The sequence below is a fragment of the Streptomyces sp. BBFR51 genome (assembly GCF_044591655.1).
In the GTDB taxonomy this organism is placed as follows: Bacteria; Actinomycetota; Actinomycetes; order Streptomycetales; family Streptomycetaceae; genus Streptomyces.
Window position 1 is genome coordinate 3,883,184 of the sequence record NZ_CP172448.1, and the last position, 24,130, is coordinate 3,907,313.

The window sequence follows — 24,130 nt, forward strand, 5'->3', positions numbered from 1 at the left end:
CTAGGTCCCGGTTCCGCCCGAGGTCCGATGCCCGGCCGGCCGCCCGGCGATTAGCGTGGCGGAGTGCCGAATACTCCGTCTCTCACGCCCCTCGCGTCCCCCGCGTCGCCGTTCCCGTCGCCCGCCTCCGGGCATGCTGAGGGGGTGAGCAACGAGGAGTTCCGTGCCGCCATGTCCCGGCTGGCCTCGGGCGTGGTCCTGGTGACCGCGCAGGAGCCGCCGCTCGACCCCGACGACCCGCTGGCACCGCGCGGCGAGGACGTCGGAATGACGGCCACCGCCTTCATGTCGGTGTCCCTGGACCCGCCGCTGGTCCTGGTCAGCCTGCGCGAGGGTTCCCGCATGGACGACCTGCTCGACGAGCAGCCGCTGTGGGCGGTCTCCGTCCTCTCCGAGAGCCAGCGGCACATCGCGGGCCGCTTCTCGATGAAGGGCCGCGTCAGCGACCGGCTCCTGTTCGCGGACATCCCCTACGTGCGGGGCGGGACGACCGGCGCGCCCCTGGCCGGCGGGGCCCTGGCGACCCTGGAGTGCCGCACCGAGCAGCGGGTGCCGGCCGGGGACCACACCCTGGTGATCGGCCGCGTGCTGACCGCCTCGCTGCCGAGCGCGGACGGGGGGCCGCTGGCGTACTTCAAGGGGCGGTACCGGCAGCTGGGCTGAGCGGTAATCCGCTCGTCCGGAGTGCGGGCGCCTGCTTAGGGTGCGCCCATGACGACCAGCACGACGCTCCGCGTGGAGAAGATCACCCCCGCGAACATCGAGGCCGCCCTCGCCATCCGGGTGCGCCCCGACCAGGAGTTCGCCGTCGACCCGGTGGTGAAGTCCCTCGCCGAGGCCTACGTGCATCCCAAAAAGGCCTGGCCGCGCCTGATCCTCGACGGCGACCGTCCGGTCGGCTTCCTCATGGGCTTCTTCGGCATCGACTGGTACGACGACGGCAGCGCACCGCGCTCCGGCCTGTGGCGGCTGAACATCGCCGCCGAGGAGCAGGGCCGGGGATACGGCCGCTTCGCCGTGGAGTCGGTGGCCGCCGAGATCCGGCGCCGCGGCGGCAGGGAGTGCTTCGTCACCTGGCACCCGGGCGAGAGGGGCCCCGAGAACTTCTACCTGGGCCTCGGCTTCCGTCCGAACGGGGAGAAGGCCGAGGAGGAGACGGTCGGCGTGCTGGAGCTGGGCTGAAGTCGCGAGGCCTACGCGCCCTCACGCTCAGTCCCAGTCCCGCGCGGAGCGCCCCCGCTTGGTCTGTGAGCGCTGCTTCTTCTCCCGCAGCCGGCGTTCGTTGATGCCGCGCGGGATACGGGTCGGCCTGCGGGGCCTGGGCGGGGGCGCGGTGGCCTCGGCGAGGAGGGCGGCGAGGCGCACGGCGGCCGTCTCGCGGTTGCGCCACTGGGAGCGGTGCTCGGCGGCGCGGACGGTGACGATCCCGTCGGCCAGCCGCCCGGCCAGCCGCTCGAGCGCCCGCTGCTTCCACACCTCGGGCAGGGCCTCGGTCCTCGCCAGGTCGAAGCGCAGCTCAACCGCCGTGTCGGTGGTGTTGACGTGCTGTCCGCCGGGCCCCGAGGAGCGCGAGAAACGCCACATGAGCTCGGCCTCGGGCAGGGAGACGGAGCCGCGGATGACGTGGGGACCGGACATGCCCACCATGTTCCCGTCCCCGGCGGTCCGCGTCACCCGAATATCCTGATCCCGCTCTCGGTAAAGAAAGTAAAGAGAGGTGGAACCTTGAGGACCCCTCTCGTCGTTCATGGTGGTAGCTGTAGCTTTCTTGCCGTACGTAAACGAGGGAAGGGACTCCCAACAATGGCTGTAAGCCTGTCCAAGGGTGGCAACGTCTCGCTCACCAAGGAGGCTCCGGGCCTGACCGAAGTCACCGTGGGCCTCGGCTGGGACGTCCGTACCACCACCGGCACAGACTTCGACCTCGACGCCTCCGCGATCGCGGTCAACCCCGAGGGCAAGGTCTACTCCGAAGCCCACTTCATCTTCTTCAACAACAAGCAGACGCCGGACAACACGATCGTCCACACCGGTGACAACCGCACCGGCGAGGGCGCCGGCGACGACGAGGCGATCAACGTCAACCTGGCGGGCCTGCCGGCCGACGTCGAGAAGATCGTCTTCCCGGTCTCGATCTACGACGCCGAGAACCGCTCGCAGAACTTCGGCCAGGTGCGCAACGCCTACATCCGCATCCTCAACCAGGCCGGCGGCGCCGAGATCGCGCGCTACGACCTGTCCGAGGACGCGGCCACCGAGACCGCCATGGTCTTCGGCGAGCTGTACCGCAACGGCGCCGAGTGGAAGTTCCGCGCCGTCGGCCAGGGCTACGCCTCGGGCCTCGTGGGCATCGCCCAGGACTTCGGCGTGAACGTCTGACGTTCACCCGCCCGTTCGCCGAGTACGAAGGCCTCCCGGTCGTCCGCCGGGGGGCCTTCGGCGTCACCGGAGCAGACGCCAACAGGCGCTCTGAACGGGCGTTTCACGTGAAACGCCGCATAGGATCACGACGTGCGCACCCCCCGTCTGCTCGTAGCCGCCGCCACCGTCACCGCCCTCGCGGCGTGCAGTGGCGGCGGCGCGGTCGACGGGCACCCCGGCGCCTCGGGCGTGCGCGACCCGTACTTCCCCAAGGCGGGCAACGGCGGCTACGACGTCGGCCACTACGACCTGGTCCTGGACTACGACCCCGAGGCCGAGCACCTCACCGGCACCGCGACGATCACCGCGCGCGCCACCCGGGACCTGTCCGCCTTCAACCTGGACCTCAAGGGCCTCGACGTCGAGAAGGTCGCGGTCGAGGGCCGGGACGCCCGCTTCAACCGGGCCGGGCAGGAGCTGACGGTCCGCCCGGCCGACGAGCTGGACGACGGGGAGACGTTCCGCGTGAGCGTCCGCTACTCCGGCGAGCCGGAGACGATCACCGATCCCGACGACTCCGAGGAGGGCTGGCTGCCCACCGCCGACGGCGCGGTCGGGCTCGGCGAGCCGACGGGCTCGATGGCCTGGTTCCCCGGCAGCCACCATCCCTCCGACAAGGCGACGTACGACCTCGCGGTGACGGTGCCACAGGGCCTCGGCGCGGTCTCCAACGGCGAGTTGACGCATGAGCGGACCCGTGACGGCCGTACGACGTTCACCTGGCACACCGCCGAGCCGATGTCGAGCCACGTCGTCACGGTCGCCGTCGGCGAGTGGGAGACCGACCGCTCCACCACGGACGACGGTCTGCCGGTGTACACGGCCGTCGACCCGCGGCAGGCCGACGCGAGCCGCACGGTGCTGAAGCGGATTCCCGAGATCGTGGAGTGGGGCGAGGAGAACTTCGGCCCCTATCCCTTCTCCTCCACCGGCGCGATCGTCGACCGCGCCGAGGACGCCGGCTACGCCCTGGAGACCCAGAACCGGCCCTACTTCCCCGGCGCCCCCGACACCGTCCTGCTCGTCCACGAACTGGCGCACCAGTGGTACGGAAACTCCGTCAGCCCGAAGACCTGGCAGGACATGTGGCTGAACGAGGGCTTCGCCACCTACGCGGAGTGGCTGTGGGAGGAGGACCACGGCGGCGACACCGCCCAGGAGACGTTCGACGCGCTCTACGACGGGACGTACTACCCGGACGAGGCCGCGAACGAGTCGATCTGGGCCTTTCCGCCCGCTGACCCGCCCGACGCGGCGCACATCTCCGACAGCCCCGTCTACCAGCGGGGCGCGATGGTCCTGCACAAGATCCGCGAGACGGTCGGCGACGACGCCTTCCGGAAGCTGCTGCGGGGCTGGGCCGCCGCCCACCGCCACGGCAACGCCGGCACCGGGGACTTCACGGCGTACGTCGAGAAGTCGGCGCCCGACGAGGACTTCTCGGAGGTCTGGGAGGACTGGCTGCGCGGGGACGGCAGGCCCGGGTCCCCGTGAGGCACCGCCCCGCCGGGCGCCTCACCCCTCGTAGGCGTCGAGCAGCCGGGCCAGGTCCGGCGGCCAGAGCGGCTCGGGGGCCTCGGCGAGTTCGGCCCGGCTCCACCAGCGCCAGGTGAGGATGCCGTCGGCGGCGTGGGCGGCGGCCAGGTGGGGGCCGGTGGGCTCGCGGCGGGGGCCGTGGGCGACGTAGATGTGCTCGTGCTGGCGGACGGGGCCGACGCTCAGGTGGGTGAAGTCGTGTTCCCAGGTGCAGAGCAGCGCTCCCGGTTCCAGGTCGGTCCAGCCGGTCTCCTCGCGCACCTCGCGCAGGGCGCCCTCGCGGGGGCTCTCGTCCGCTTCGAGGCCGCCGCCGGGCATCGCCCAGTGCACGCCGACCTCGATGTTGTCGTAGCGGAAGAGGAAGACCGCGCCCTCGGGATCGAGTACGGCGACGCGGGCGGCGCGGCGCGGGGTGCGCGGCTCGGCGCTGTCCAGTTCCCTGCGCAGCACCGTGCAGGGGCGGCCGGCAGCGAGGTCGCGGCGGTGGTCGACGGCCGTGTAGCCGAGGGCCGTCCAGAAGGCGAGCGCGTCGGTGTTGCCGTCGAGGACGGCGAGCCGTACGGCGGTGCGGCCCCGGGACCGGAAGCGCTCCTCGAGGAGGGACGCGAGCCGCCTGCCGTACCCCTGCTGCCGCAGGCCCGCGTCCACCATCAGCAGCCCGATCCACGGGTCCGGGTCGGCCGGGTCGGGATGCCGGGCGAGGGTGACCGCGACCCCGGCCAGCCGGCCCGCGTCCCTGGCGAGCAGCACCTCGGCGCCCGGTCGCGCCAGTTCGTCGGCGAGCGAGGCCGCCACCTGCTCCGGGCGGATGTCGTGCGGGTCCGGGAAGTCGCCGCCGAGCGCGTGGAAGGCGTGGTTCGAGGCGTAGAGGGCGGTGAGTTCGGTGAGCAGGGGGCCCGGGATGTCGTGGTCGGGGGTGAGCGGGAGCGGGAGCGGGGTGAGGATCACGGGGGCAACCTATCCGGGCGTCGGCCCCGCCGCCCGGGTCAGTCCAGGTCGGACAGGTCGAGTACGAAGCGGTGGCGGACGTCGCCCCGGGTCAGGCGGTCGAGGGCCTCGTTCACGCGGGCGGAGGGGAGGAGTTCGATGTCGGCGGTGATGTCGTGTGCCGCGCAGAAGGCGAGCATCTCGGCGGTCGTCCTGCTGCCGCCGCTGCCCGCGGAGCTGAGCTTCTTGCGGCCGATGAGCAGGTCGAGAGTGTCCACGGTGACCGGTCCGAGGTACCCGAGGTGGCTGAGCGTGCCGTCCATGGCGACCAGGCGGAGGTAGGGGCCGAGCCAGCCCGCAGTGGTCCTCATGGCTCTCCCCGCTCTTTCAGACAGACTGTTCGGTCTATTTCTGTTCCGAGCGTAGCGCGGATGCAGCGAAAGGCAAACCAACTGTTCTGTCCGGTACCCTGCGGGGATGCCCGACCAGCCCCTGACCTCACGCGGAGCCGCCACCCACCGGCGCATCCTCGACGTCGCGACCCGGGAGTTCGCCGAACACGGGATCGCCGGGGCGCGGATCGAGCGGATCGTGGCCGCCGCGCGCACCAACAAGGCGCAGCTCTACGGCTACTTCGGCAACAAGGACGGGCTGTTCGACGCGATCTTCTTCGCGTCGCTCGACCGCATCGTGAACGTCGTGCCGATCGACGCCGACGACCTCGCGGACTGGGCCGTGCGCCTCTACGACGAGTATCTGCGCCGCCCCGACCTCATCCGGCTGGCCACCTGGGCGCGGCTGGAGCGGCGTCCGGCGGGGCACCTGGTCGACGACGCCGACCGTCGCGACGACGCCAAACTGCGCGCCATCGCCGAGGCCCAGGCGGCGGGGCGGGTGCGGCCGGGGGACCCGTTCGACGTGCTGGCCGTCGTCATCGCCATGTCGATGGCCTGGTCACCGGTCAGCAACGTCTACGCGGCGACCGCCGACGAGCCCGCGCAGACGCACGAACGCCGTCGCGCCCTGCTCCGCGACGCGGTCCGCCGCGCCACCTCGCCGGACTGACCGGGGCCACCGCCCGGCTCCGGCGGCCGGCGTCGCGTGTCCCGCGTTCCCCCTTGTCCCCTGTCCGCTCAGGCGTTCCCGGGGGCGCGGTCCCGCTGGTGCCGGGTGAGCCGGGAGACGAACAGCACGACCGGCACGGCTCACGACGCGTACTCCGTACGCCACCGTGACGTGTCAGTGGCGGGCGGCGACCGGTCTCACGGCCGTGACACCATCACCTGCGTGCTCGACATCGGCTACGCCCTCTCCACCCGCTTCCCGGACCCGCCGCAGACGGACTACCGCCGCGCGGACGTCCGCGCGCTGCGGCACGACCTGTTCTGCGGGGACGTGTACCTCGCCGACACCAAGGCGGACCGGGAGGTGTCCACAGCCTGGGGATGGGTGCCGGTGCTCGACTTCGCCTGGGCGCTGTGCGACATCGTGGAGCACGTCGACCGGGACCCGGCGGGCTCCCGGGCCGCCCGGCCGCAGCGGGCGGAGCTGGACTTCACCGAGTCCACGGACCGCCTGCTCTTCGAGCGCCGCTTCGGCTGGGTCGACATCGAGGCGGAGTGGCTGCCGGCGGACGAGGCCCCGCTGTCCTTCTCGCACACCGAACTGCGCCGGGAGGCCCGGGACTTCCTGCACGATCTGCTCGCCGACCTCACCGACATGCACGAGGACCTGGCGGACAACCCGGCGATCTGGTCCCTCCAGGCCCGCTTCCCCCGGCTGGCCTGACGCGGACCGGCGCCCGTGGACGCCCGGACCGGCGTCCACGAGCGGGGGCCGGGGGGCCTACTCCCCCGCCAGCACCCGCACCCCCAGCTCGGCCGCCAGCACCGGTGCCAGGTCGAGGAGCTGGGCCGGGCTGATCACGGCGCCCGACAGCCGGTCCACGCCCCGGGCCAGCTCCAGCGGGGCGGCGCCGCGCAGGTCGACGTCGACGAGGGTGGCCGCGCTGAGGTCCGCCTCCTTCAGGGCGCAGTCCACGAACTCGACCCGCTCCAGGCGGGCGCCCCCGAAGTCCGGCTCGACCAGGACGCAGCTCTCGAAGACGACGTCCTTGAGCCGGGCCCGGCGCAGGTTCAGGTAGTCGATCTTGCCGCCGCGGATCAGGACCCGTTCAAGGACGGCGCCGTGCAGCTGGGTGCCGCCGAGGCGGGCGTCGAGCAGCTCGACGTCGCGCAGGGTGGCCTCCGCGAGGTTCGTGCCCACGCCCCGTACGCCGCTGAGGACCGAGTCGAGCAGCCGGGCCCGGGGCAGCGACGCCTCGTCGAGCGCGCACCCCGTCAGCGCGCAGTCCATGAAGCGGGCGCCCGCGCCGTCCTGCCCGGCGAGGTCCGTCTCCAGGAACTCCAGCGCGTCGTAGTCCCCGTCCGGCTCCAGTCCCCCGTCCTCGTACGGCCGGAGCGGGGGCAGCCGCAGCTCCGGGCGCCGCGCCGCCCGCACCTTCGCCGCACCCGCGCCCCCACCCGCACGCGTGCCCGTCCCGCCGCCGCCCGCCGCTCTCCTCGCCATGCCCCCATGCTGCACCCCGCCACTGACAACCCGCGCCGGCCTGCGCGAACGTCTCCTGGCCCGGCGGCATGTCACAAGCGGGGCCCCCTCGGCCGTCGTACTGGCAGACAGGCGCCGCGCAGGCGACCCCGACCCGAGGGAGAACCCGAGCCATGCATCGCATCACCGTCATCGGCGGCGGCTTCGCCGGACTGACCGCGGCCATCACCGCCGCCGAGGCGGGCGCCGGGGTCACCGTCCACGAGGCCCACCACACTCTCGGCGGGCGGGCCCGGACGGCCGACGGCCCCTACCGGACCAACGACGGCCCGCACGCCCTCTACAACGGCGGCCCGCACTGGGCGTGGCTGCGGCAGCGCGACCTGATCGGCCCGCTCGCGCCCATCCCACCGCTGGAGGCGGCCCGGCTGCGGCTGCGCCACAAGGGCGCGCTGCGCCGTACCCCGCCCTTCGCCATGCTGAAGCTGCTGCGCCGTGGGGTCAGGCCGGCGCCCGTCGACACCGACTTCCTGACCTGGGCCACCACGATCGCGGGCGAGGAGGGCGCGCGGGCCGCCGCCCACTACTGCGCCGTCGCCCTGTTCCACCACGACCCGGGGTCGTTGTCCGCGGCCTTCGTGCAGGAGCGGCTGCGCCGGGCCGCCAAGCTGCCGCCCGAGGCGCACTACCCACGCGGCGGCTGGGCCGGGGTCGTGGACCGGATGGCCGCCCTGGCCTGGAATCTCGGCGTCCGGGTGGAGACGCTCTCCCGCGTCGAGACGCTGCCCACCGAGACACCCGTCGTGGTCGCCACCTCCCTCGACGCGGCCCGCCGCCTGCTGGACGACTCCTCGCTGACCTGGCCGAGCGGCCGCACCGCCCTGGTCGACCTGGCCGTACGGACCCGGCGCGGTGACGCCTTCGCGGTCTCGGACCTGGACGCGCCGGGCTGGATCGAGCGGTTCACCGCGCAGGACCGCACGCTGGCGCCGGCGGGCGAGCAGCTGATCCAGGGGCAGATCCCCATCGCGCCCGACGAGTCGAAGGCCGACGGAACGGCGCGGGCCGAGGAACTGCTCGACCTCGGCTTCCCCGGCTGGCGCGAGCGGCTGACCTGGCGGCGCGAGGCGGTCGCGAACGGCCGTACCGGCGCCGTCGACCTGCCCGGCACCACCTGGCGCGACCGGCCCGCCGTCGACCGCGGCGAGGGGGTGTATCTCGCCGGTGACCAGGTCGCCGCGCCCGGTCTGCTCTCCGAGGTCTCCTTCAACAGCGCCCTGACCGCGGTATCGCTCGCCCTCGGCCGCCGGGAAGTTGACCTCAAGCGGGCTTGAGGTCGTTGGGTGGGGTCCGTACCCGTCGCTCCCTCGTCCCGGATCCGTTGGAGGACCCATGCACGCCATCCGTCTGCACGCCTTCGGCCCGGCCGAGAACCTCGTCCTGGACGAGGTGGAGGACCCCGCGCCCGGTCCGGGCCAGGTCCGGATCGCCGTCCGCGCGGCGGGCGTCCACCTCCTGGACACCGCCCTGCGCGAGGGCATCCAGGGCCCGACGCCCGCCCTCCCCGACCTGCCGACGATCCCCGGCCGCGAGGTCGCCGGCGTCGTCGACGCCCTCGGGGAGGGCACGCCCGAGAGCCTGCTGGGCAGTCGCGTCGTCGCCCACCTCGGCTTCGCGCCCGGAGGCTACGCCGAACTCGCCGTCGCCGACCTCGCCCGCCTGCACGAGATCCCCGCCCGGCTGGACTTCGCCGAGGCCGTCGCCATGATCGGCACGGGGCGTACGGCGATGGGGATCCTGCAGTTCGCCGGCCTCGGGCCCGGCTCCGTGGCCGTGATCCCCGCCGCGGCCGGCGGCATCGGCACGCTGCTGGTGCAGTACGCCAGGAACGCCGGCGCCACGGTGGTCGGCCTCGCGGGCGGCCCGGAGAAGGCCGCTCGCGTCGCCGCGAACGGCGCCGACCTCGCCGTCGACTACAAGGACCCCGCGTGGCCGGCGAAGGTGCGCGCCCACCTGGACGGGGAGCGTGCCACCGTCGTCTTCGACGGAGTCGGCGGGGACGTGGCACGCGATGCCGTCGCCCTGCTCGGGCCGGGCGGCCGGCACCTGGTCTTCGGCTGGTCGGGCCAGGGCCTGCACGACGGCGTCCCCTACCTCGTCGACGGCGTCTCCCAGCAGGTGCTGGGCCCCGTGATGATGCAGCGGACCGGCGGCGCCGACCCCGTACGCACCCTTGAACTGCGCGCCCTCGCGCAGGCCGCCGAAGGGCGGCTCACCCCGGCCGTGCAGCGCTTCCCGCTGGCCGGGGCCGCCGCCGCGCACCGCGCGCTGGAGAACCGGGAGACGACCGGGAAGGTGGTGCTGGAACCATGACCGTCGGCAAGCGGCGCCGGCCCGCCCAACAGGATGCGATACGCCCCGATTCATGGTCTTCTGGCCAGATGAGTGGCACCCGCACAGGTGGACCCGCCGCGCCCGCGGAGGCCGATCCCCGCCGCTGGTGGGGGCTGGTCGTGATCGCCCTCGCCCAGCTGATGGTCGTCCTCGACGCGACGATCGTGAACATCGCGCTGCCCTCCGCGCAGCGCGACCTGAACATGTCGGACGGCAACCGCCAGTGGGTGATCACCGCGTACACCCTCGCGTTCGGCGGTCTGCTGCTGCTCGGCGGCCGGGTCGCGGACCTGGTGGGGCGCAAACGCACCTTCGTCATCGGGCTGATCGGCTTCGCGGCCGCCTCCGCGATCGGCGGCGCCGCCACCACCCCGGCGATGCTGTTCGGCGCCCGCGCCCTCCAGGGCGTCTTCGCCGCCGTCCTCGCGCCGTCCGCGCTGTCACTGCTGACGACCACCTTCACCGACCCCAGGGAGCGCGGGAAGGCCTTCGGCATCTACGGCGCGCTGGCCGGCAGCGGCTCGGCGATCGGCTTCATCGTCGGCGGCGTGCTCACCGAGTACCTGAACTGGCGCTGGTGCCTGTACGTCAACATCCCCATCGCGATCATCGCCGTGATCGGCGCGTTCGTCCTGCTGCACGACCGCCCCGGCCACTCCGGTGCCCGCCTCGACGTGCCCGGCGTGATCCTCGGCTGCGGCGGTCTCGTCGCCCTCGTCTACGGCTTCAGCGAGGCGCAGCCCCGCGGCTGGACCGACCCGCTGGTGCTGGGCCTGTTCGTCCTGGCCGTGGTCCTCCTGGCCGGCTTCGTGTGGTGGCAGACCCGCGCGCCGACGCCGCTGCTGCCGCTGCACGTCATCCGGGAGCGCAACCGCGCCGGCTGCTTCCTGACGATGATGCTGGCGGTCATCGGCATGTTCGGGCTGTTCCTGTTCATGACCTACTACCTCCAGGTCATCCTGGGCTACTCCCCCGTGCGGACCGGCCTGGCGTTCCTGCCGCTGACCGCCGCGATCGTCATCGGCTCGACCCAGATCTCGGCCCGGCTGCTGCCGCACGTGGGCCCGCGCATGCTGATGGTGCCCGGCATGCTCCTGGCCTCCGGCGGCATGGTGATCCTGACCCGGATGACCGTGCACTCGGACTACGCCGCCGAGATCCTGCCCGCGCTGCTCCTGATGGGCCTCGGCATGGGCCTGACCTTCATGCCGGTGTTCTCCACGGCCACCGCCGGGGTCGCCCCCAAGGACTCCGGCGTGACCTCCGCGACGGTCAACACCTCGCAGCAGGTGGGCGGCTCGATCGGCACGGCGCTGCTCAACACCATCGCGACCAGCACCAGCGCCACCTGGATCACCGCCCACCTCACCGACCCCTCCCAGCGGGAGCTGATCGTCCGGGAGGGCATCGTCCACGGCTACACGGTCGCCATCTGGGTGGCCGCCGGCGTCATGCTGCTGGCCGCCGTGGTCGCGGGCCTGATGGTCACGGCCAAGGCCCCGAAGCACGGCACCCCGGCCGACCGCCCGGCGTCGGAGCCGTCGCCCGAGGAGGCGGGGGCCCCGCCGCCCGCGGGGTCGCGAAACCCGCGTGACCACCGCAGCCCGCGCCGGTAGCGTCGGGCGGTGTGATCGACGTTCCGGAGGGGCTCGCGGCCGCGCAGGCGAAGTACAACGGGGAGGCGGGGCGCGCCTTCGTCGACGGGCTGCCCGCGCTGGCGGCCGGCTTCCTTCAGCGGTGGGAGCTGCGGCTCGACGGGCCGTCGATGCACGGGTGGGCGGCGCTGGTGCTGCCGGTCGTGCGCCGCGACGGCACCGAGGCCGTGCTGAAGCTCCAGATCCTCGACGCGGAGACCGAGGGCGAGCCCCTCGCGCTGCGCGTGTGGGACGGGGACGGCGCGGTGCGGCTGCTCGATCACGACGCGGCCACCGGCACCATGCTCCTGGAACGCCTGGACGCGGGCCGCATGCTCAGCGACGTGCCGGACTCCCGCGAGGCCGTCCTCGTCATCGCCCGGCTGCTCGCCCACCTCACCGCGACCCCCGCGCCGCCCGGCGTGCGCCGTCTCGGGGACATCGCGCGGGGCATGCTGGAGCGCACGCCCGCGACACTGGAGCGCCTCGCGGACCCGGCGGAGCGGCGGCTGGTCGCGGACTGCGCCGCCGCCGTGCGCGAGGTCGCCGACGAGCCCGGGGACCGGCTGCTGCACTGGGACCTGCACTACGACAACGTCCTCGCCTGCGACCGCGCCCCCTGGCTCGCCATCGACCCCAAGCCGCTGGCCGGCGATCCCGGGTTCGACCTGCTGCCCGCGCTCGACAACCGCTACGACCCGGCCGAGACGCGGTGGCGCTTCGACGCCATGACCGAGGTCCTCGGACTGGACCGGGAGCGGGCCCGCGCCTGGTCCCTCGGCCGCGTGCTGCAGAACTGCCTGTGGAACGTCGAGGACGGCGATCCCCTGGAGACCGAACAGCTGGAGATCGGGCGGCTGCTGCGCGACCTGTGAGCCGGCGTCGGCGTCGGGCGGCCGCCGCCGGACGTCAGCTTTGCGGGTGCGCGTCCCGGGGCCGGTCCCGCTCCCGCTCCCGCTCCCGGCGTCCGCCTCCCTCCAGCGCGCCCGGCAGTTCCGTCCTGCGCCGTATCCGCAGCTTGCGGTAGGTGCTGGTCAGATGGGTCTCCACGGTGCGCCGGGCGAGGTGCAGCAGATCGGCGATCTCGGTGTTCGTGCGGCCGTCGGCGGCCAGTTCGGCGATCCGGCGCTCGCTGCCGGTCAGCGCCCCCGCACCGGTGCGGGACGCCACCGGGCCGCGTGCGCCGCCCTCGCGCAGGGCCTGCCCGGCCAGGGCGAGCCAGCGCAGGGCGCCCTTGCGTTCGGCGAGTTCGGCGGCCTCCCGCAGCCGGCCGCGGGCGCGTCCGCGCTCACCGGCGGCCAGCAGCTGGCGGCCCTGGGCGAGCAGCGCCGGTATCAGCTCCATGTCGGTGTCGGCGGGCGCGTCCCGCAGGGTCCGTACGGCCTCCTCGGCCAGCTCGAGACCGCGTCGCCCGCCGGTCGCGGTGCCCAGCACGCGCAGGGCGCGGCCCACGGTGCGCGGGGTGTTCCACACCCTGGCCAGCCGCAGTTCCTCCGTCGCCAGGGCCAGCGCCTCCGGTCCGCCGCCCAGCGCCAGCCGGCACTCCGCGACCGCCGTCCGCCACGGGGTGACGACCGGGCTGACCACCTCGCGGGCCGCCTGGCGCCGCCCGCACTCCAGGAAGTCGTGGAGCGCTCCCGCCAGGTCGCCGGTGGCGGCGCGCAACACGCCCCGCGCGTACAGGTAGCGGTTCAGCTCCCAGTTCTCCGGCACCTCGCGCAGGTCGAACCGGTCGGCGTAGCGCTGCGCCTCGTCGGTGCGGCCGGTGTGGACGAGGGCCATCAGGGCGTGGGCGTCGCGGTTGGAGGGGCCGGTGCCGGGGCCGGGGACGGGAGAGAGCAGCCGGGCGTGGTCGCCGCGGGCGGCGGCGATGTCGGCGCGGGTGTTGAGCAGCGCGTGCTGCATCGGATGCAGCAGCGAGGGGTGCTGTCCGGCCAGGCCGCGTTCCACGAGCCGGTCCGCCTCGTCGAGTTCGTCGGCCCACTGGGCGACCGCGGCGGCCGTGCCCAGCAGGAAGGGCTCGGCGAGCGGGTCGGTGGGCTGTGCGAGCAGCTTCCGTACCCGGGTCATGGCCTCCTCGGCGGAGACCAGCGCGGCCGTCGCCGCGTACCGCACGAGCAGGGCCTGTCCGGCGGTGCCCACCAGCTCGGGGGATTTCTCACCGGTCTCGGCCAGCCACCGGTACACCTCCTGCCGGGTCGCCAGGTCCTGGTCGGACAGCAGCGCGGTGGCGGTCTGCACGGTGCGGGCCAGGCCCGGGTGGCCGGACAGCCGGCCCTCCGTGCGGCGCAGCACCTCCATCGCCGTACGGATCTCGCCCCGGCCGGCCAGGGCGGTGCCGAGGGCGACGGCCGTACGCACCCGGTTGCGGGGCTCGGCCGGCAGGTGCTGGGCCTCGGCCAGGCGCGCGATGGCGGCCGGGGTGTCGGCCGACGCGTACTCCAGGGAGCCCAGTTCGGTCAGCAGCCGCTGGCGGAGGTCGTCGGACAACGGCTCGTCCAGCGCCCGGCGCAGGTAGCCGACGGCGTCGGCGGGCCTGGCGTCGTGCACGGCCACCGTCACGGCGTCCCGCAGGACGCGCAGCGCCCAGGTCAGGCCGACGGCCGGGGTGCGCAGCAGATGCCGGGCGACCACCTCGACCCGGTCGCCGCGGCGCAGCATGGCCTCCGCCGCCACCCGGTGCACGGCCTCCCGGCGCGGCCGGGGCCAGCCGCTCAGCACGGCGTCGCGCAGCAGCGGGTGCGCGTAGCGGGGGCGGCCGCCCGCGTCGGGGCGCAGCAGGCCGAGCCGTGTCATGGCGGCGAGCCAGCCGGCGATCCGCGCGGGATCGGCCCCGGCCGCCTCGGCGAGCACGTCGACCGGGTCGGTGGCGCCGGACGGAGGGGAGGGGGTACGCCACTGGGTCGTCCGGTCCGGCGCGTGCGCGGGCGGATCGGTACGGCCGTGGGCGGCGCCGTGCACGGGCTCCTGCCGACCGTCGTACGGGCCAGGGCCAGGGCCAGGGACAGGGCCAGGGCCCGGGTACGACGGGTATCGCCCCTCGTCGGCGAGTTCGGCGGGGTGCGGATAGGGGCCGTACTCCCAGAACTCCCCGAACTCCGGGGGCCCCGGGGGCTGCGCGCGCAGGTCCGGCCCCCCGTAGCCCGGATCGGGCTCTGCGCGCCCCGCGTCCGCGCTCCACACGTCCCGGCAGCCCGGGGCGATGTTCACGGGGCGGCGGGTCCGCGCCGCCGATGCCTCGTGGGTCTGCCGGCGCGGGATGGCGAACGGCGGCGTCTGAGGGTGCGGGAGGGCATGCCGCGGCTCGCCCCGGCGGGACGGCGGGGCCGCGGCGGGCCACGCCTGCTCCAGGGCCGCGAGGCAGCGGGCGACGTCGGCCGTCGCCGGACCCGCGCTGTTCAGCCACCAGGAGACGGCGGCCGGATAGGACCCGGGGTACAGCGCCGCGCAGCTGTCGGGCACCGGCGGGAGGCCGTCGGGGTGCGGGGTGCCGCCCAGGTCGTCCAGCAGGGCGTGCAGCAGCAGCGGGCTGCCCGCACCGGCCCGCACGCACTGGGCCGTCCACCGGGCGCTCGCGTCGGGGAAGGCGGCACGGACCAGCCCGGCGGCCGCCGGGTCGCTGAGCGGGGCGAGGGTGTGGGTGCGCACGAGGGACGGCGACAGCGCCTGGGTGAGCCCGGCGGGCCGCGGGTCGATGTCGTACTGGCTGCGTTCGGTGGCGACCAGCAGAAGCGGTAATCGGTCGACGCGCCGGGCCGCCTCCGCCAGCCAGCGGCGCGAGGAGTCGTCGGCGAGGTGCACGTCGTCGACGGCCACCAGCAGCGGGCCCTCGTCCGCCTGCGAACGCAGCAGCCGCCACAGCCGGGCCGCGCTGCCCCGGTCGTCGCCGCCGGGCACCGGGTCCGTGAACTCCGGTACCGGACCCAGGAGGTGAAGGACCGTCGCGAAGGGCACCCCGGTGTCCTCGGGCGAGCAGCGCACGCGCAGCACCCGCAGCCCGCGGTCCGCGGCGTGCCGGGCCGCGGTCTCCAGGACGGCGGTGCGTCCGGTGCCGCTGGCCCCGCGCACCAGGACGAGGCGGCCGGAGCCTGCCCGTGCGCGCTCGATCTCGGCGGCGAGCAGCGCCTGGGCGTCGTCGCGTTCACGGAGCGGTCCGGTCATCGGTGCCTCCTGTGGTGGATGGTGCTCCCCCGGTCTGTGAGACGAACGAGTGCGCCGAAGGGTGGTGCGAAGTGGCGCGGGTCACGGTGGCGCGCGGCCGCCTCCACGGGCCCACGCGCCCTTGCACGGACCCTTCTGACCTGCCGGGACACCCGCTCGGCGGCCACTGGTGGGGGCCGGCGCGCTGGTCTCGTGGTGTGCCTCGTGGTGCTCCACGATTGCGAAGTCCCAGCAGTCACATAAGTGTGGAACACGCACATCCGCTACCGGCCTGTGCTGTGCGGCGGGCTCGTGAACAGGGGGGAAACGGTTGCTCAACTCACCCCGGAACACCACCACATCCACCCACGGCTCCGGCGGAGCCGTCGGCGTCGCCGACCGCCGTGTCCCGGTGGCGGTGACCGCTCCGGACCCGATCAGCCGCGAGGGCGCGATCAGCCAGTTGCGCCGGCACCCGGAGATCGACCTGCGCGAGGAGTCGGGCCCCGGCACGGTGGCCCTCCTCATCGAGGACGCGCTCGACGACGCGGCGCTCACCCGGCTGCGCCGGATCGTGCGCAGCGAGGGCGCGCGTGCCGTGCTCGTGATCGGCGCGATCAGGGAGAGCGAACTGCTCGACGTCGTCGAGTGCGGAGTCGGCGCCATCGTCTGGCGGCACGAGGCCACCGCCCACCGGCTGGTGCAGGCGGTACTGGCCGCCTCCCGCGGCGACGGCGACCTGCCCGCGGACCTGCTGGGCCGGCTCATCAGCCAGGTGGGCACCCTGCACCGGGGCGCGGCGGGCCGCCCCGGCGCGCCTTCGCTGGGCCTCGCACCCCGAGAGGTGGACGTCCTGCGGCTGGTCGCCGAGGGTCTCGACACCGGAGAGATCGCCGGCAAGTTGTCCTACTCCGAACGCACCGTCAAGAACGTCATGCACGGTCTCACCACGCGGCTTCATCTGCGCAACCGCGCCCACGCCGTGGCCTATGCCCTTCGGGAAGGCTACATCTGACCGAACGGGCAATCGTGAGCGGACCCTTTGGACCGTCCGGGCAGGGTGTCCTGCCCGGCCGTCGTCCCCGGCGCGCGTGCGGGCGGGACGGCACCCGGGGCACGATCGGTATCAGGTGTGACTGGTATGACAGGCGACGGCAGTTGACGGGCCGTACGGACTCAAGTGCGGGCAGGGCGGGAGCGCGAGCGTGATCCACGAGGTGGACGAAGTCCTCAAATCCCTTCTCAAGAGCGGGGCGCTGACGGGCTCGGGCATCGACGTGGCCTTCGAGGCACCCACCCGTGACTGGGCGGCCCGGCGCAACGCCCCCGTGGTCAACAGCTACCTGTACGACATCCGTGAGGACGTGGGCCGTCGCCAGCGCGGCCAGATGCCGGTGCGCGACCAGGACGACGTCATCGTCAAGCGCCGCCGGCCGCCCCGCTGGTTCCGGCTGTCGTACCTGGTGACGGCCTGGACGAAGACCCCGCAGGACGAGCACCGGCTGCTGTCGGCCGTACTGGCGACGCTGCTGCCCCACGAGGCGCTGGCGCCCTCCGAACTCCCCGCTTCGCTGGGCGCGCTGGGCCTGTCGGTGCCGCTGACCGTGGCCGGCGTCCACACCGAGTCCCGTTCCCTCGCCGAGATCTGGTCCGCCCTGGGCGGCGAGCTGAAGCCGTCCCTCGACCTGGTGGTCACCGTGCCCTTCCCGGCCGTCCCCGACTACGACGCCGGACCCCCGGTCACCGAGGGCGCGACGGTTCTGGTGGGCGGCCTGGACGGCGACCCGCCCATGTCCACCGGACGTTCCCACCGGCCGCACCAGGTGGCGGCCGCCCGCGCCGCCCGCAAGAAGGCGCTGGGCCGCAAGGACGCGACCGACCGCCGTACGGGCCGACAGTGAACGCCCCCTACGCCGACTCGCCGCCCGACGCACCCGCCGCACCCGCCGCGCCGGTGCCCGACACGTCCGGCCGGTACGACGCGTCCGGCCCCTCCGTCCCCTCCGGCCCCTCCGTCCCGTACGACGATCCCGCCCGGGTGCTGCTCGCGCGCCTCGCCGTCCTGCGGGAACGGGTGACCGCCCTGGTCGAGCACCGCAGCACCGACGACCCCACGGCCGACGACCCGCTGCGCGGCCTGTACCTGTCCGACGAGGCCGTCCACCACCTGTTGCGCACCTGGCAGTCCGGCGACGAACCCGGGGCCGTCGAGCCGGTCTCCGTCGACGGCCCGGCAGGACCCGGGGACCGGCTGGCGCGGCTGGCCGGACGGACGGGGGGGCTGACCGAGCTGGACCGCGCCGTCCTGCTCATCGCCCTCGCCCCGGACGTCGACCGCACCTTCGAGCCGCTCTACGGCTACCTCAACAACGACGTGAGCCGCCGTCGCGCCACCCTGGACCTCGCCCTCGAACTGTGCGGGGTGCCCGCACACCTGGCCGCGGCCCGCTCCCGGTTCCACGCCTCCGCGCCGCTGCGCGCCCTCGGCCTGCTGGAGGTGGAGGAGCCCGAGCGCCCCTTCCTCACCCGTTCACTGCGGGTCCCGGACCGGCTGATCGGCCACCTGCTCGGCGACGACACCCCGGACGCCGCGCTCCTCGGCCTGCTGGTCCCGATGCCGGACCCGCTGCCCGCCTCCGGGGCCGGCGGCGCCGACGACTTCGTACGCCGTCTGGCCACCCGGCTGCACGACGGCCCGCTCACCGCCTACCTGCGCGAACCGCGCGAGGGCGACGGCCTGGCCGTCCTGGCCTCGGTGCTGGACGCCGCGAAGACCGACGCGCTGCGCTGCACCGGGCCCGAGGACCACGTCCCCGAGCTGCTGCGCGAGGCCCGCCTCAGCGGCCGGGCGGTCGTGGTGTCGGGCCTGCCCGAGAAGCCGGGGCCCCTGGTGCGGCAACTGACCGCGGCGACGGACGTCACCGTGCTGATGACCGACCCACGCCCCTACGACCCGCAGTGGTCCCCGGCCGACCCGCTGGTCCTGGACGCCCCGGGCCGCCTGGCCGGCGGCGCGGCCGCCTGGCGGGCCGCGCTGGGCGCCGAGGCCGACGGGTTCGACCTGGCCGGCGCCGTCGCCCCGTACCGGCTCGGCGGCGACCGCATCCAGCGGGCCGCGCACGGCGCCCGCTCCCTCGCCGCCTTCGAAGGCACCCCGCTCACCGCCGACCACGTCCGGCTCGCCGCCCGCCTGCAGTCCGCCTCCGGCCTGGAGAGCCATGCCCGGCGGATCCGGCCCGACGTGGACTGGCGGGACCTCGTCCTGCCCGACAAGCCCCTCACCCAGCTGCGCGAACTCGCCCTGCGCGCCCGCCACCGCGACCAGGTCCTCGGCGAATGGCGGCTCAGCGCGGGCGGCGGGCGCGGGCGGGGCGTCCTCGGCCTGTTCGCGGGCGAGTCCGGCACCGGCAAGACCCTGTCGGCGGAGGTCGTCGCCGCCGACCTGGGCCTCGACCTGTACGTGGTCCAGTTGTCGTCGGTCGTGGACAAGTACGTCGGCGAGACCGAGAAGAACCTGGAACGGATCTTCACGGAGGCCGACCGCACCGACGCCGTGCTCCTCTTCGACGAGGCCGACGCAGTCTTCGGCAAGCGCTCCGAGGTCAAGGACGCGCACGACAAGTACGCCAACATGGAGAGCGCCTACCTGCTCCAGCGGCTGGAGTCCTTCAACGGCATCGCCCTGCTCACCACCAACCTGCGGGCCAACATCGACGAGGCGTTCACCCGGCGACTCGACCTGGTGGTGGACTTCCCCTTCCCGGACGCCGGGCAGCGGCTGGCGCTGTGGCGGCACGGACTGTCGCACGTCCCCTCCGCCGAGGGCATCGACCCGGGGCCGCTGGCCCGGAACTTCGAGCTGGCCGGCGGTTCGATCCGCAGCGCGGTGGTCACCGCCGCCTATCTCGCCGCCGGACGCGGGGGAACGGTGACGGCGGACGACCTCCTTGAGGGCGCCCGCCGTGAGTACCGCAAGGCCGGGAGACTGGTCCCGGGGGAAGGCGGCTGGTGACCGCCGGGACCGCCTCGGCCGTCAGCCCTTCTTCGGGTGGATGATCTCCCACTCCTGGTCGTCGACGTTGCTGCAGTTGTCGAGCACCATCTTGGAGAAGAGGGCGCCGCCGTTCGCGCCCTCCACACCGAGACACTTCTGGTTGCTGGAGAAGTTGCGGATCCAGTAGTCGCCGCTCTCCTGCTTGTCGACCCACCAGAGCTGGTTGTCGCTCGCGGTGGTGCTGTCACAGGTGAACTCGGTGACGGGCGTCCCCACGGCAGCGGCACCGTGGTTGGGCAGGTCCATGCAGAACTTGTCCTTGATGTTCCGGATCTGGAAGAGCGGCGCCCCACCGGGCCCGCCCTTCTCGTACTTCACCTCAAGGTCCCAGATCTGGTTGTCCCCGTCGGTGTCGTCGCAGACGGCCTGCTGGACGGGCCCGTCGGCCACGCCCTTCTCCCGCCCGGGGAGTTCGGCACACATGTGGCTGGTGGTGTTCCGCAGCAGGATGTTCTGGGCGGGGACCACCGGCTTCACGGCCGGCTTGGCGGGTTTCTTGGACTCCCCGCCGCTCTTGTCCCCGCCGCCGCCGTCGTCCTTCTCCGGCTCCTGCGTGGCCGACGGCTGCTGCGCCTGCGGCTCGGCGGGCGCGGACTCGGCACTGCTGGGCAGCGTCTCCGGACTCGCACTCGGACTGGGTGCGAGTGCGGCGCCCGCCTCCTGCGTCTGCTCGGTCGCACTCGTTTGGACCTGCGGCTTGTACGCGATCCAGATCATCACGAACGCGAGCGCGAGCGCGACGAAGATGCCGAAGAAGGTCGCCAGCCAACGTGGCAGGAACCCGCGTTGCACGTACGTGCCCTCGACCTCTGTGGGGTCGACTCCGGAACGCCGCACGGCCAGCGTGTAGGGCCGCTCCTCCTTCGAACCGAACCAGATGATCTGGCGGGGCTTGAGGGTCGTCTCCAGGAACGCCGCACGGCCGGGCTCGATCTGCACGTTGCCCGGGCGGATCTCGTACGAGAGGTGATCGCCGGTGTCGCTGCCCGAGACCGACGCCGTGACCTTCGTATTGCCCAGGTTGTCCACCGCGAGCTTCGGCCGGCCCCTGAAGCGTCCTTTCACCGTCGGCGGCACCAACTCCGCCCGCACCTCGGTGAACGCGGTGATCGTCAGGTTGCCCTCAGGCACCGTCACGGCATCCGGATGCTCCGTCGGCGTGATCCGCACCGCATACGGGTTCGGCCCCGCCACCGCATCCGGCGTACGCGGGGGCGCGAACGTCAACTCGACCGTCCCCGTCGTCCCCGGATACAGGCGCAGGGTCTGCGGCTCGATCGTCGTCCAGGGAGCGATGTCCCCGACCGGCTCGAACCGGTACTCGTCCACCACGTCACCGGTATTACGCACCCTCAGGCGCACACGGGTACTACTGCCGGGGTCCACAGTCGCGGACGCGGGCTCCAGCGAAGTCCACAGGCTCACGAGGCGAGGCTATGGAGCAACTCCCCGTCCGTCAGCGGCACTCGGGGCAGGAACGCGTGCCCCGAGGTGCCTGATCAAACGGCTGTTCGGACCACGCGTCATTCCTTCGACGGGTGGATGATCTTCCACTCCTGGTCGTCGGTGTTGGTGCAGTCGGCGATGTTCAGCGGGGTCTCGGTCCCGCCGTTCTGGCCCTTCACGTTCAGGCACTTGTTGTTGCTCGCGAAGTTCCGGATCCAGTAGTCGCCGCTCTCCTGCTTGTCGACCCACCAGAGCTGGTTGTCGGCCAGCGTGCCCTTGCAGTGGAACTCGATGATCGGCGTGCCGACGGGACGGGCGCCGAACTCCCCCAGATCCATGCAGAACTGATCCGTGGTGTTCCGGATCTGGAAGAGCGGAACCCCGCCGGGACCGCCCTTCGGGTACTTCACCTCGAGGTGCCAGTACTCGTTGTCGCCCTTTTCGTGGCAGTTGGCCTGCTGGACGACCCCGTTGATCTTGCCCTTTTCCCGTCCGGGAATGTCGGCGCACATCTTGGTGGTGGCGTTGCGCAGCATGACGTTCTTGGCCGGCACCACCGGCTTCACCGCGGGCTTCTTGGGCTGGTCGCCACCGCCACCGCCACCTCCGCCACCGCCTCCGCCGCCGTCGTTCTTGGGTTCCTCGGAGGCCGGCTGCTCGGGTTCCTCGGCGGGCGCGGACTCGGCGGTGCTGGGCAGGGTCTCGGGCGTGGCGCTGGGGCTGGGCGCGAGTGCGGCGCCCGCCTCCTGCGTCTGCTCCGTCGCACTCGTGCGGACCTGAGGCTTGTACGCGATCCAGATCATCACGAACGCGAGCGCGAGCGCGACGAAGATGCCGAAGAAAGTGGCGAGCCAGCGCGGCAGGAAGCCCCGCTGGACGTACGTACCCTCGACTTCCGTCGGATCCACCCCGGAACGGCGCACACCCAGCGTGTACGGCCGCTCCTCCTTCGAACCGAACCAGATGATCTGCCGGGGCTTGAGGGTCGTCTCCAGGAACGCCGCACGGCCGGGCTCGATCTGCACGTTCCCCGGACGGATCTCGTACGAGAGGTGATCGCCCGTGTCACTGCCCGAGACCGACGCCGTGACCTTCGTATTGCCCAGGTTGTCCACCGCCAGCTTCGGCCGGCCCCGGAAGCGTCCCTTCACCGTCGGCGGCACCAACTCCGCCCGCACCTCGGAGAACGCGGTGATCGTCAGGTTGCCCTCAGGCACCGTCACCGCGTCCGGATGCTCCGTCGGCGTGATCCGCACCGCATACGGGTTCGGCCCCGCCACCGCATCCGGCGTACGAGGGGGCGCGAACGTCAACTCGACGGTGCCGGTCGTCCCCGGATACAGGCGCAGGGTCTGCGGCTCGATCGTCGTCCAGGGAGCGATGTCCCCGACGGGTTCGAACCGGTATTCGTCGACGACATCACCGGTGTTGCGCACCCGCAGCCGCACACGCGTACTGCTGCCGGGGTCGACGGTGGCGGACGCGGGCTCCAGGGAAGTCCAAAGGCTCACACGCCGACGCTACGTGAGCCCCGATGGGCCGTCAGGAGTCGCAAGGGCAAACTTGGTTGCCCCGGCCGACGCCGTCAGACCGTGATCCGGACCGCCTCCAGTTGCAGCTTCTCGGTGTCCATGTTGCTGCCGAAGTAGCGCCACTCCGGCGTGGTGCAGCCCTGTTGCAACCAGCCCTTGTCCTTGACGTGGGCATTCACGCAGACGATGCCCTCCCCGGTCGCGAGAGTGAACCCCTCCATCGGCGAGACCGCCTCCTTGGTGCTGCCGAGGTACATGTCGGCCTTGTCGTCGACAATCTCCCAGTTGGCACCGTTGGGATATCTCTCGACGATGTGGGCTCCGTTGCCGGTGACGCCCTTGGTCCCGGACACGGCGATGTTCAGGGCTTTGATCGGGAGGCCCTTGCCCACGGTCCCGGCCTCGGCGCCGTCGCACATGGGGTCCTGCCAACCCTGGTCGGCCACGTACGCGCGGTAGCAGACGTGCCGACCGTCGCTGCGGGCGGCGATCTCCTTCACGGCCGTGGCAGCGGTACGCACCGGTTTCTTGGATTCCTTGGACTCGCCGCCGCCCTTGTCGCCGTCGCCCTTGTCTCCGCCGCCGTCGTCCTTCGGCTCCTGGGTGACCGACTCCTGCGCCTGCGGCTGATCGGCCGGCGCGGACTCGGCCGAACTGGGCAGGGTCTCCGGGGACGCGCTGGCGCTCGGTGCGAGTGCGGCGCCCGCCTGCTGCGTCTGCTCCGTCGCGCTGGTGCTGACCTGCGGCTTGTACGCGATCCAGATCATCACGAACGCGAGCGCGAGCGCCACGAAGATCCCGAAGAAGGTCGCCAGCCAGCGCGGCAGGAACCCGCGTTGCACGTACGTGCCCTCGACCTCTGTGGGGTCGACTCCGGAACGCCGCACGGCCAGCTTGTACGGCCGCTCCTCCTTCGAACCGAACCAGATGATCTGGCGGGGCTTGAGGGTCGTCTCCACGAACGCCGCACGGCCCGGCTCGATCTGCACGTTCCCCGGACGGATCTCGTACGAGAGGTGATCGCCGGTGTCGCTGCCCGAGACCGACGCCGTGACCTTCGTATTGCCGAGGTTGTCCACCGCGAGCTTCGGCCGGCCCCGGAACCTGCCCTTCACCGTCGGCGGCACCAACTCGGCCCGCACCTCGGAGAACGCGGTGATCGTCAGGTTGCCCTCAGGCACCGTCACCGCGTCCGGATGCTCCGTCGGCGTGATCCGCACCGCATACGGGTTCGGCCCCGCCACCGCATCCGGCGTACGAGGGGGCGCGAAGGTCAGCTCGACCGTCCCCGTCGTCCCCGGATACAGACGCAGCGTCTGCGGCTCGATCGTCGTCCAGGGAGCGATGTCCCCGACCGGCTCGAACCGGTACTCGTCCACCACGTCACCGGTATTACGCACCCTCAGGCGCACACGGGTACTACTGCCGGGGTCCACAGTCGCGGACGCGGGCTCCAGCGAAGTCCACAGGCTCACGAGCCGACCTTAGAGAGGCCCCCG

20 protein-coding genes and 1 pseudogene are annotated in these 24,130 nt (G+C 73.2%); 13 read left to right on the top strand and 8 right to left on the bottom strand.

The window, feature by feature from the left end; genetic code table 11:
- Nucleotides 1-63 precede the first annotated feature (63 nt).
- Both ACGH7X_RS17580 and ACGH7X_RS17585 read left to right on the top strand, forming a co-directional pair.
- The gene (locus ACGH7X_RS17580) at nucleotides 64-663 is read left to right on the top strand and encodes a flavin reductase family protein (RefSeq protein ID WP_399886292.1); all 600 of its coding nucleotides are present in this window, start codon (nucleotides 64-66) and stop codon (nucleotides 661-663) included.
- 48 nt (nucleotides 664-711) lie between these two features.
- On the top strand, nucleotides 712-1,182 hold the full coding sequence (locus ACGH7X_RS17585; protein ID WP_399886293.1) for a GNAT family N-acetyltransferase: 471 nt from the start codon (nucleotides 712-714) through the stop codon (nucleotides 1,180-1,182).
- A gap of 27 nt (nucleotides 1,183-1,209) precedes the next feature.
- Here ACGH7X_RS17585 and arfB read toward each other — a convergent pair whose 3' ends face one another.
- Nucleotides 1,210-1,647 carry an alternative ribosome rescue aminoacyl-tRNA hydrolase ArfB gene (gene arfB / locus ACGH7X_RS17590; RefSeq protein WP_399897124.1) on the bottom strand — a complete coding sequence of 146 codons (438 nt, stop codon included), beginning with the start codon at nucleotides 1,645-1,647 and terminating at the stop codon, nucleotides 1,210-1,212.
- Between the two features lie 156 nt (nucleotides 1,648-1,803).
- Here arfB and ACGH7X_RS17595 point away from each other — a divergent pair, with 156 nt between their 5' ends.
- Nucleotides 1,804-2,379: a TerD family protein gene (locus ACGH7X_RS17595; protein ID WP_399886294.1), complete on the top strand. Its 576-nt coding sequence runs from the start codon at nucleotides 1,804-1,806 to the stop codon at nucleotides 2,377-2,379.
- Nucleotides 2,380-2,511: 132 nt separating this feature from the next.
- Nucleotides 2,512-3,915 carry a M1 family metallopeptidase gene (locus ACGH7X_RS17600; RefSeq protein ID WP_399886295.1) on the top strand — a complete coding sequence of 468 codons (1,404 nt, stop codon included), beginning with the start codon at nucleotides 2,512-2,514 and terminating at the stop codon, nucleotides 3,913-3,915.
- 21 nt (nucleotides 3,916-3,936) lie between these two features.
- On the opposite strand, the gene ACGH7X_RS17605 is transcribed toward ACGH7X_RS17600, so the two are convergent.
- Together ACGH7X_RS17605 and ACGH7X_RS17610 are read right to left on the bottom strand one after the other, a co-directional pair.
- On the bottom strand, nucleotides 3,937-4,905 hold the full coding sequence (locus ACGH7X_RS17605; protein ID WP_399886296.1) for a GNAT family N-acetyltransferase: 969 nt from the start codon (nucleotides 4,903-4,905) through the stop codon (nucleotides 3,937-3,939).
- Nucleotides 4,906-4,943: 38 nt separating this feature from the next.
- Nucleotides 4,944-5,234 (bottom strand): annotated as a pseudogene (locus ACGH7X_RS17610) (NAD(P)-dependent alcohol dehydrogenase); the annotation flags it as partial.
- A 127-nt stretch (nucleotides 5,235-5,361) separates the two neighbouring features.
- On the opposite strand from ACGH7X_RS17610, the gene ACGH7X_RS17615 reads away from it, so the two are divergent.
- Both ACGH7X_RS17615 and ACGH7X_RS17620 read left to right on the top strand, forming a co-directional pair.
- Nucleotides 5,362-5,949: a TetR family transcriptional regulator gene (locus ACGH7X_RS17615; protein WP_399886297.1), complete on the top strand. Its 588-nt coding sequence runs from the start codon at nucleotides 5,362-5,364 to the stop codon at nucleotides 5,947-5,949.
- A gap of 222 nt (nucleotides 5,950-6,171) precedes the next feature.
- Entirely contained in the window at nucleotides 6,172-6,672 is a 501-nt protein-coding gene (locus tag ACGH7X_RS17620) for a hypothetical protein (RefSeq protein WP_399886298.1), read from the top strand.
- A gap of 57 nt (nucleotides 6,673-6,729) precedes the next feature.
- Here ACGH7X_RS17620 and ACGH7X_RS17625 read toward each other — a convergent pair whose 3' ends face one another.
- Nucleotides 6,730-7,452 carry a pentapeptide repeat-containing protein gene (locus ACGH7X_RS17625; protein WP_399886299.1) on the bottom strand — a complete coding sequence of 241 codons (723 nt, stop codon included), beginning with the start codon at nucleotides 7,450-7,452 and terminating at the stop codon, nucleotides 6,730-6,732.
- A gap of 152 nt (nucleotides 7,453-7,604) precedes the next feature.
- On the opposite strand from ACGH7X_RS17625, the gene ACGH7X_RS17630 reads away from it, so the two are divergent.
- The 4 genes from ACGH7X_RS17630 to ACGH7X_RS17645 all read left to right on the top strand — a co-directional run bounded on the left by ACGH7X_RS17630 (nucleotide 7,605) and on the right by ACGH7X_RS17645 (nucleotide 12,334).
- Nucleotides 7,605-8,765 (top strand): NAD(P)-binding protein, encoded by a 1,161-nt coding sequence (locus tag ACGH7X_RS17630; protein ID WP_399886300.1) that lies wholly within the window; start codon nucleotides 7,605-7,607, stop codon nucleotides 8,763-8,765.
- Nucleotides 8,766-8,823: 58 nt separating this feature from the next.
- A complete protein-coding gene (locus tag ACGH7X_RS17635) occupies nucleotides 8,824-9,804 on the top strand; it encodes a zinc-binding dehydrogenase (protein ID WP_399886301.1) in 981 nt (326 codons plus the stop codon).
- 68 nt (nucleotides 9,805-9,872) lie between these two features.
- Nucleotides 9,873-11,441 (top strand): MFS transporter, encoded by a 1,569-nt coding sequence (locus tag ACGH7X_RS17640; RefSeq protein ID WP_399886302.1) that lies wholly within the window; start codon nucleotides 9,873-9,875, stop codon nucleotides 11,439-11,441.
- Between the two features lie 11 nt (nucleotides 11,442-11,452).
- Nucleotides 11,453-12,334 carry an aminoglycoside phosphotransferase family protein gene (locus tag ACGH7X_RS17645; RefSeq protein WP_399886303.1) on the top strand — a complete coding sequence of 294 codons (882 nt, stop codon included), beginning with the start codon at nucleotides 11,453-11,455 and terminating at the stop codon, nucleotides 12,332-12,334.
- 34 nt (nucleotides 12,335-12,368) lie between these two features.
- Here ACGH7X_RS17645 and ACGH7X_RS17650 read toward each other — a convergent pair whose 3' ends face one another.
- Nucleotides 12,369-15,620 (bottom strand): AAA family ATPase, encoded by a 3,252-nt coding sequence (locus ACGH7X_RS17650; protein ID WP_399886304.1) that lies wholly within the window; start codon nucleotides 15,618-15,620, stop codon nucleotides 12,369-12,371.
- Between the two features lie 310 nt (nucleotides 15,621-15,930).
- Here ACGH7X_RS17650 and ACGH7X_RS17655 point away from each other — a divergent pair, with 310 nt between their 5' ends.
- The 3 genes from ACGH7X_RS17655 to ACGH7X_RS17665 all read left to right on the top strand — a co-directional run bounded on the left by ACGH7X_RS17655 (nucleotide 15,931) and on the right by ACGH7X_RS17665 (nucleotide 19,611).
- Nucleotides 15,931-16,614 carry a LuxR C-terminal-related transcriptional regulator gene (locus ACGH7X_RS17655; RefSeq protein WP_399886305.1) on the top strand — a complete coding sequence of 228 codons (684 nt, stop codon included), beginning with the start codon at nucleotides 15,931-15,933 and terminating at the stop codon, nucleotides 16,612-16,614.
- 190 nt (nucleotides 16,615-16,804) lie between these two features.
- On the top strand, nucleotides 16,805-17,500 hold the full coding sequence (locus tag ACGH7X_RS17660; protein WP_399886306.1) for a DUF4255 domain-containing protein: 696 nt from the start codon (nucleotides 16,805-16,807) through the stop codon (nucleotides 17,498-17,500).
- A 137-nt stretch (nucleotides 17,501-17,637) separates the two neighbouring features.
- Complete coding sequence (locus tag ACGH7X_RS17665) at nucleotides 17,638-19,611, top strand: ATP-binding protein (protein ID WP_399897127.1); 1,974 nt, start codon at nucleotides 17,638-17,640, stop codon at nucleotides 19,609-19,611.
- A gap of 21 nt (nucleotides 19,612-19,632) precedes the next feature.
- Here ACGH7X_RS17665 and ACGH7X_RS17670 read toward each other — a convergent pair whose 3' ends face one another.
- The 3 genes from ACGH7X_RS17670 to ACGH7X_RS17680 form a co-directional block, all read right to left on the bottom strand.
- Nucleotides 19,633-21,078, bottom strand: a complete 1,446-nt coding sequence (locus ACGH7X_RS17670; protein ID WP_399886307.1) for an RICIN domain-containing protein — start codon at nucleotides 21,076-21,078, stop codon at nucleotides 19,633-19,635.
- A gap of 98 nt (nucleotides 21,079-21,176) precedes the next feature.
- Nucleotides 21,177-22,610: a ricin-type beta-trefoil lectin domain protein gene (locus ACGH7X_RS17675; RefSeq protein WP_399886308.1), complete on the bottom strand. Its 1,434-nt coding sequence runs from the start codon at nucleotides 22,608-22,610 to the stop codon at nucleotides 21,177-21,179.
- A gap of 74 nt (nucleotides 22,611-22,684) precedes the next feature.
- On the bottom strand, nucleotides 22,685-24,106 hold the full coding sequence (locus ACGH7X_RS17680) for a hydrolase (RefSeq protein ID WP_399886309.1): 1,422 nt from the start codon (nucleotides 24,104-24,106) through the stop codon (nucleotides 22,685-22,687).
- Nucleotides 24,107-24,130 lie beyond the last annotated feature (24 nt).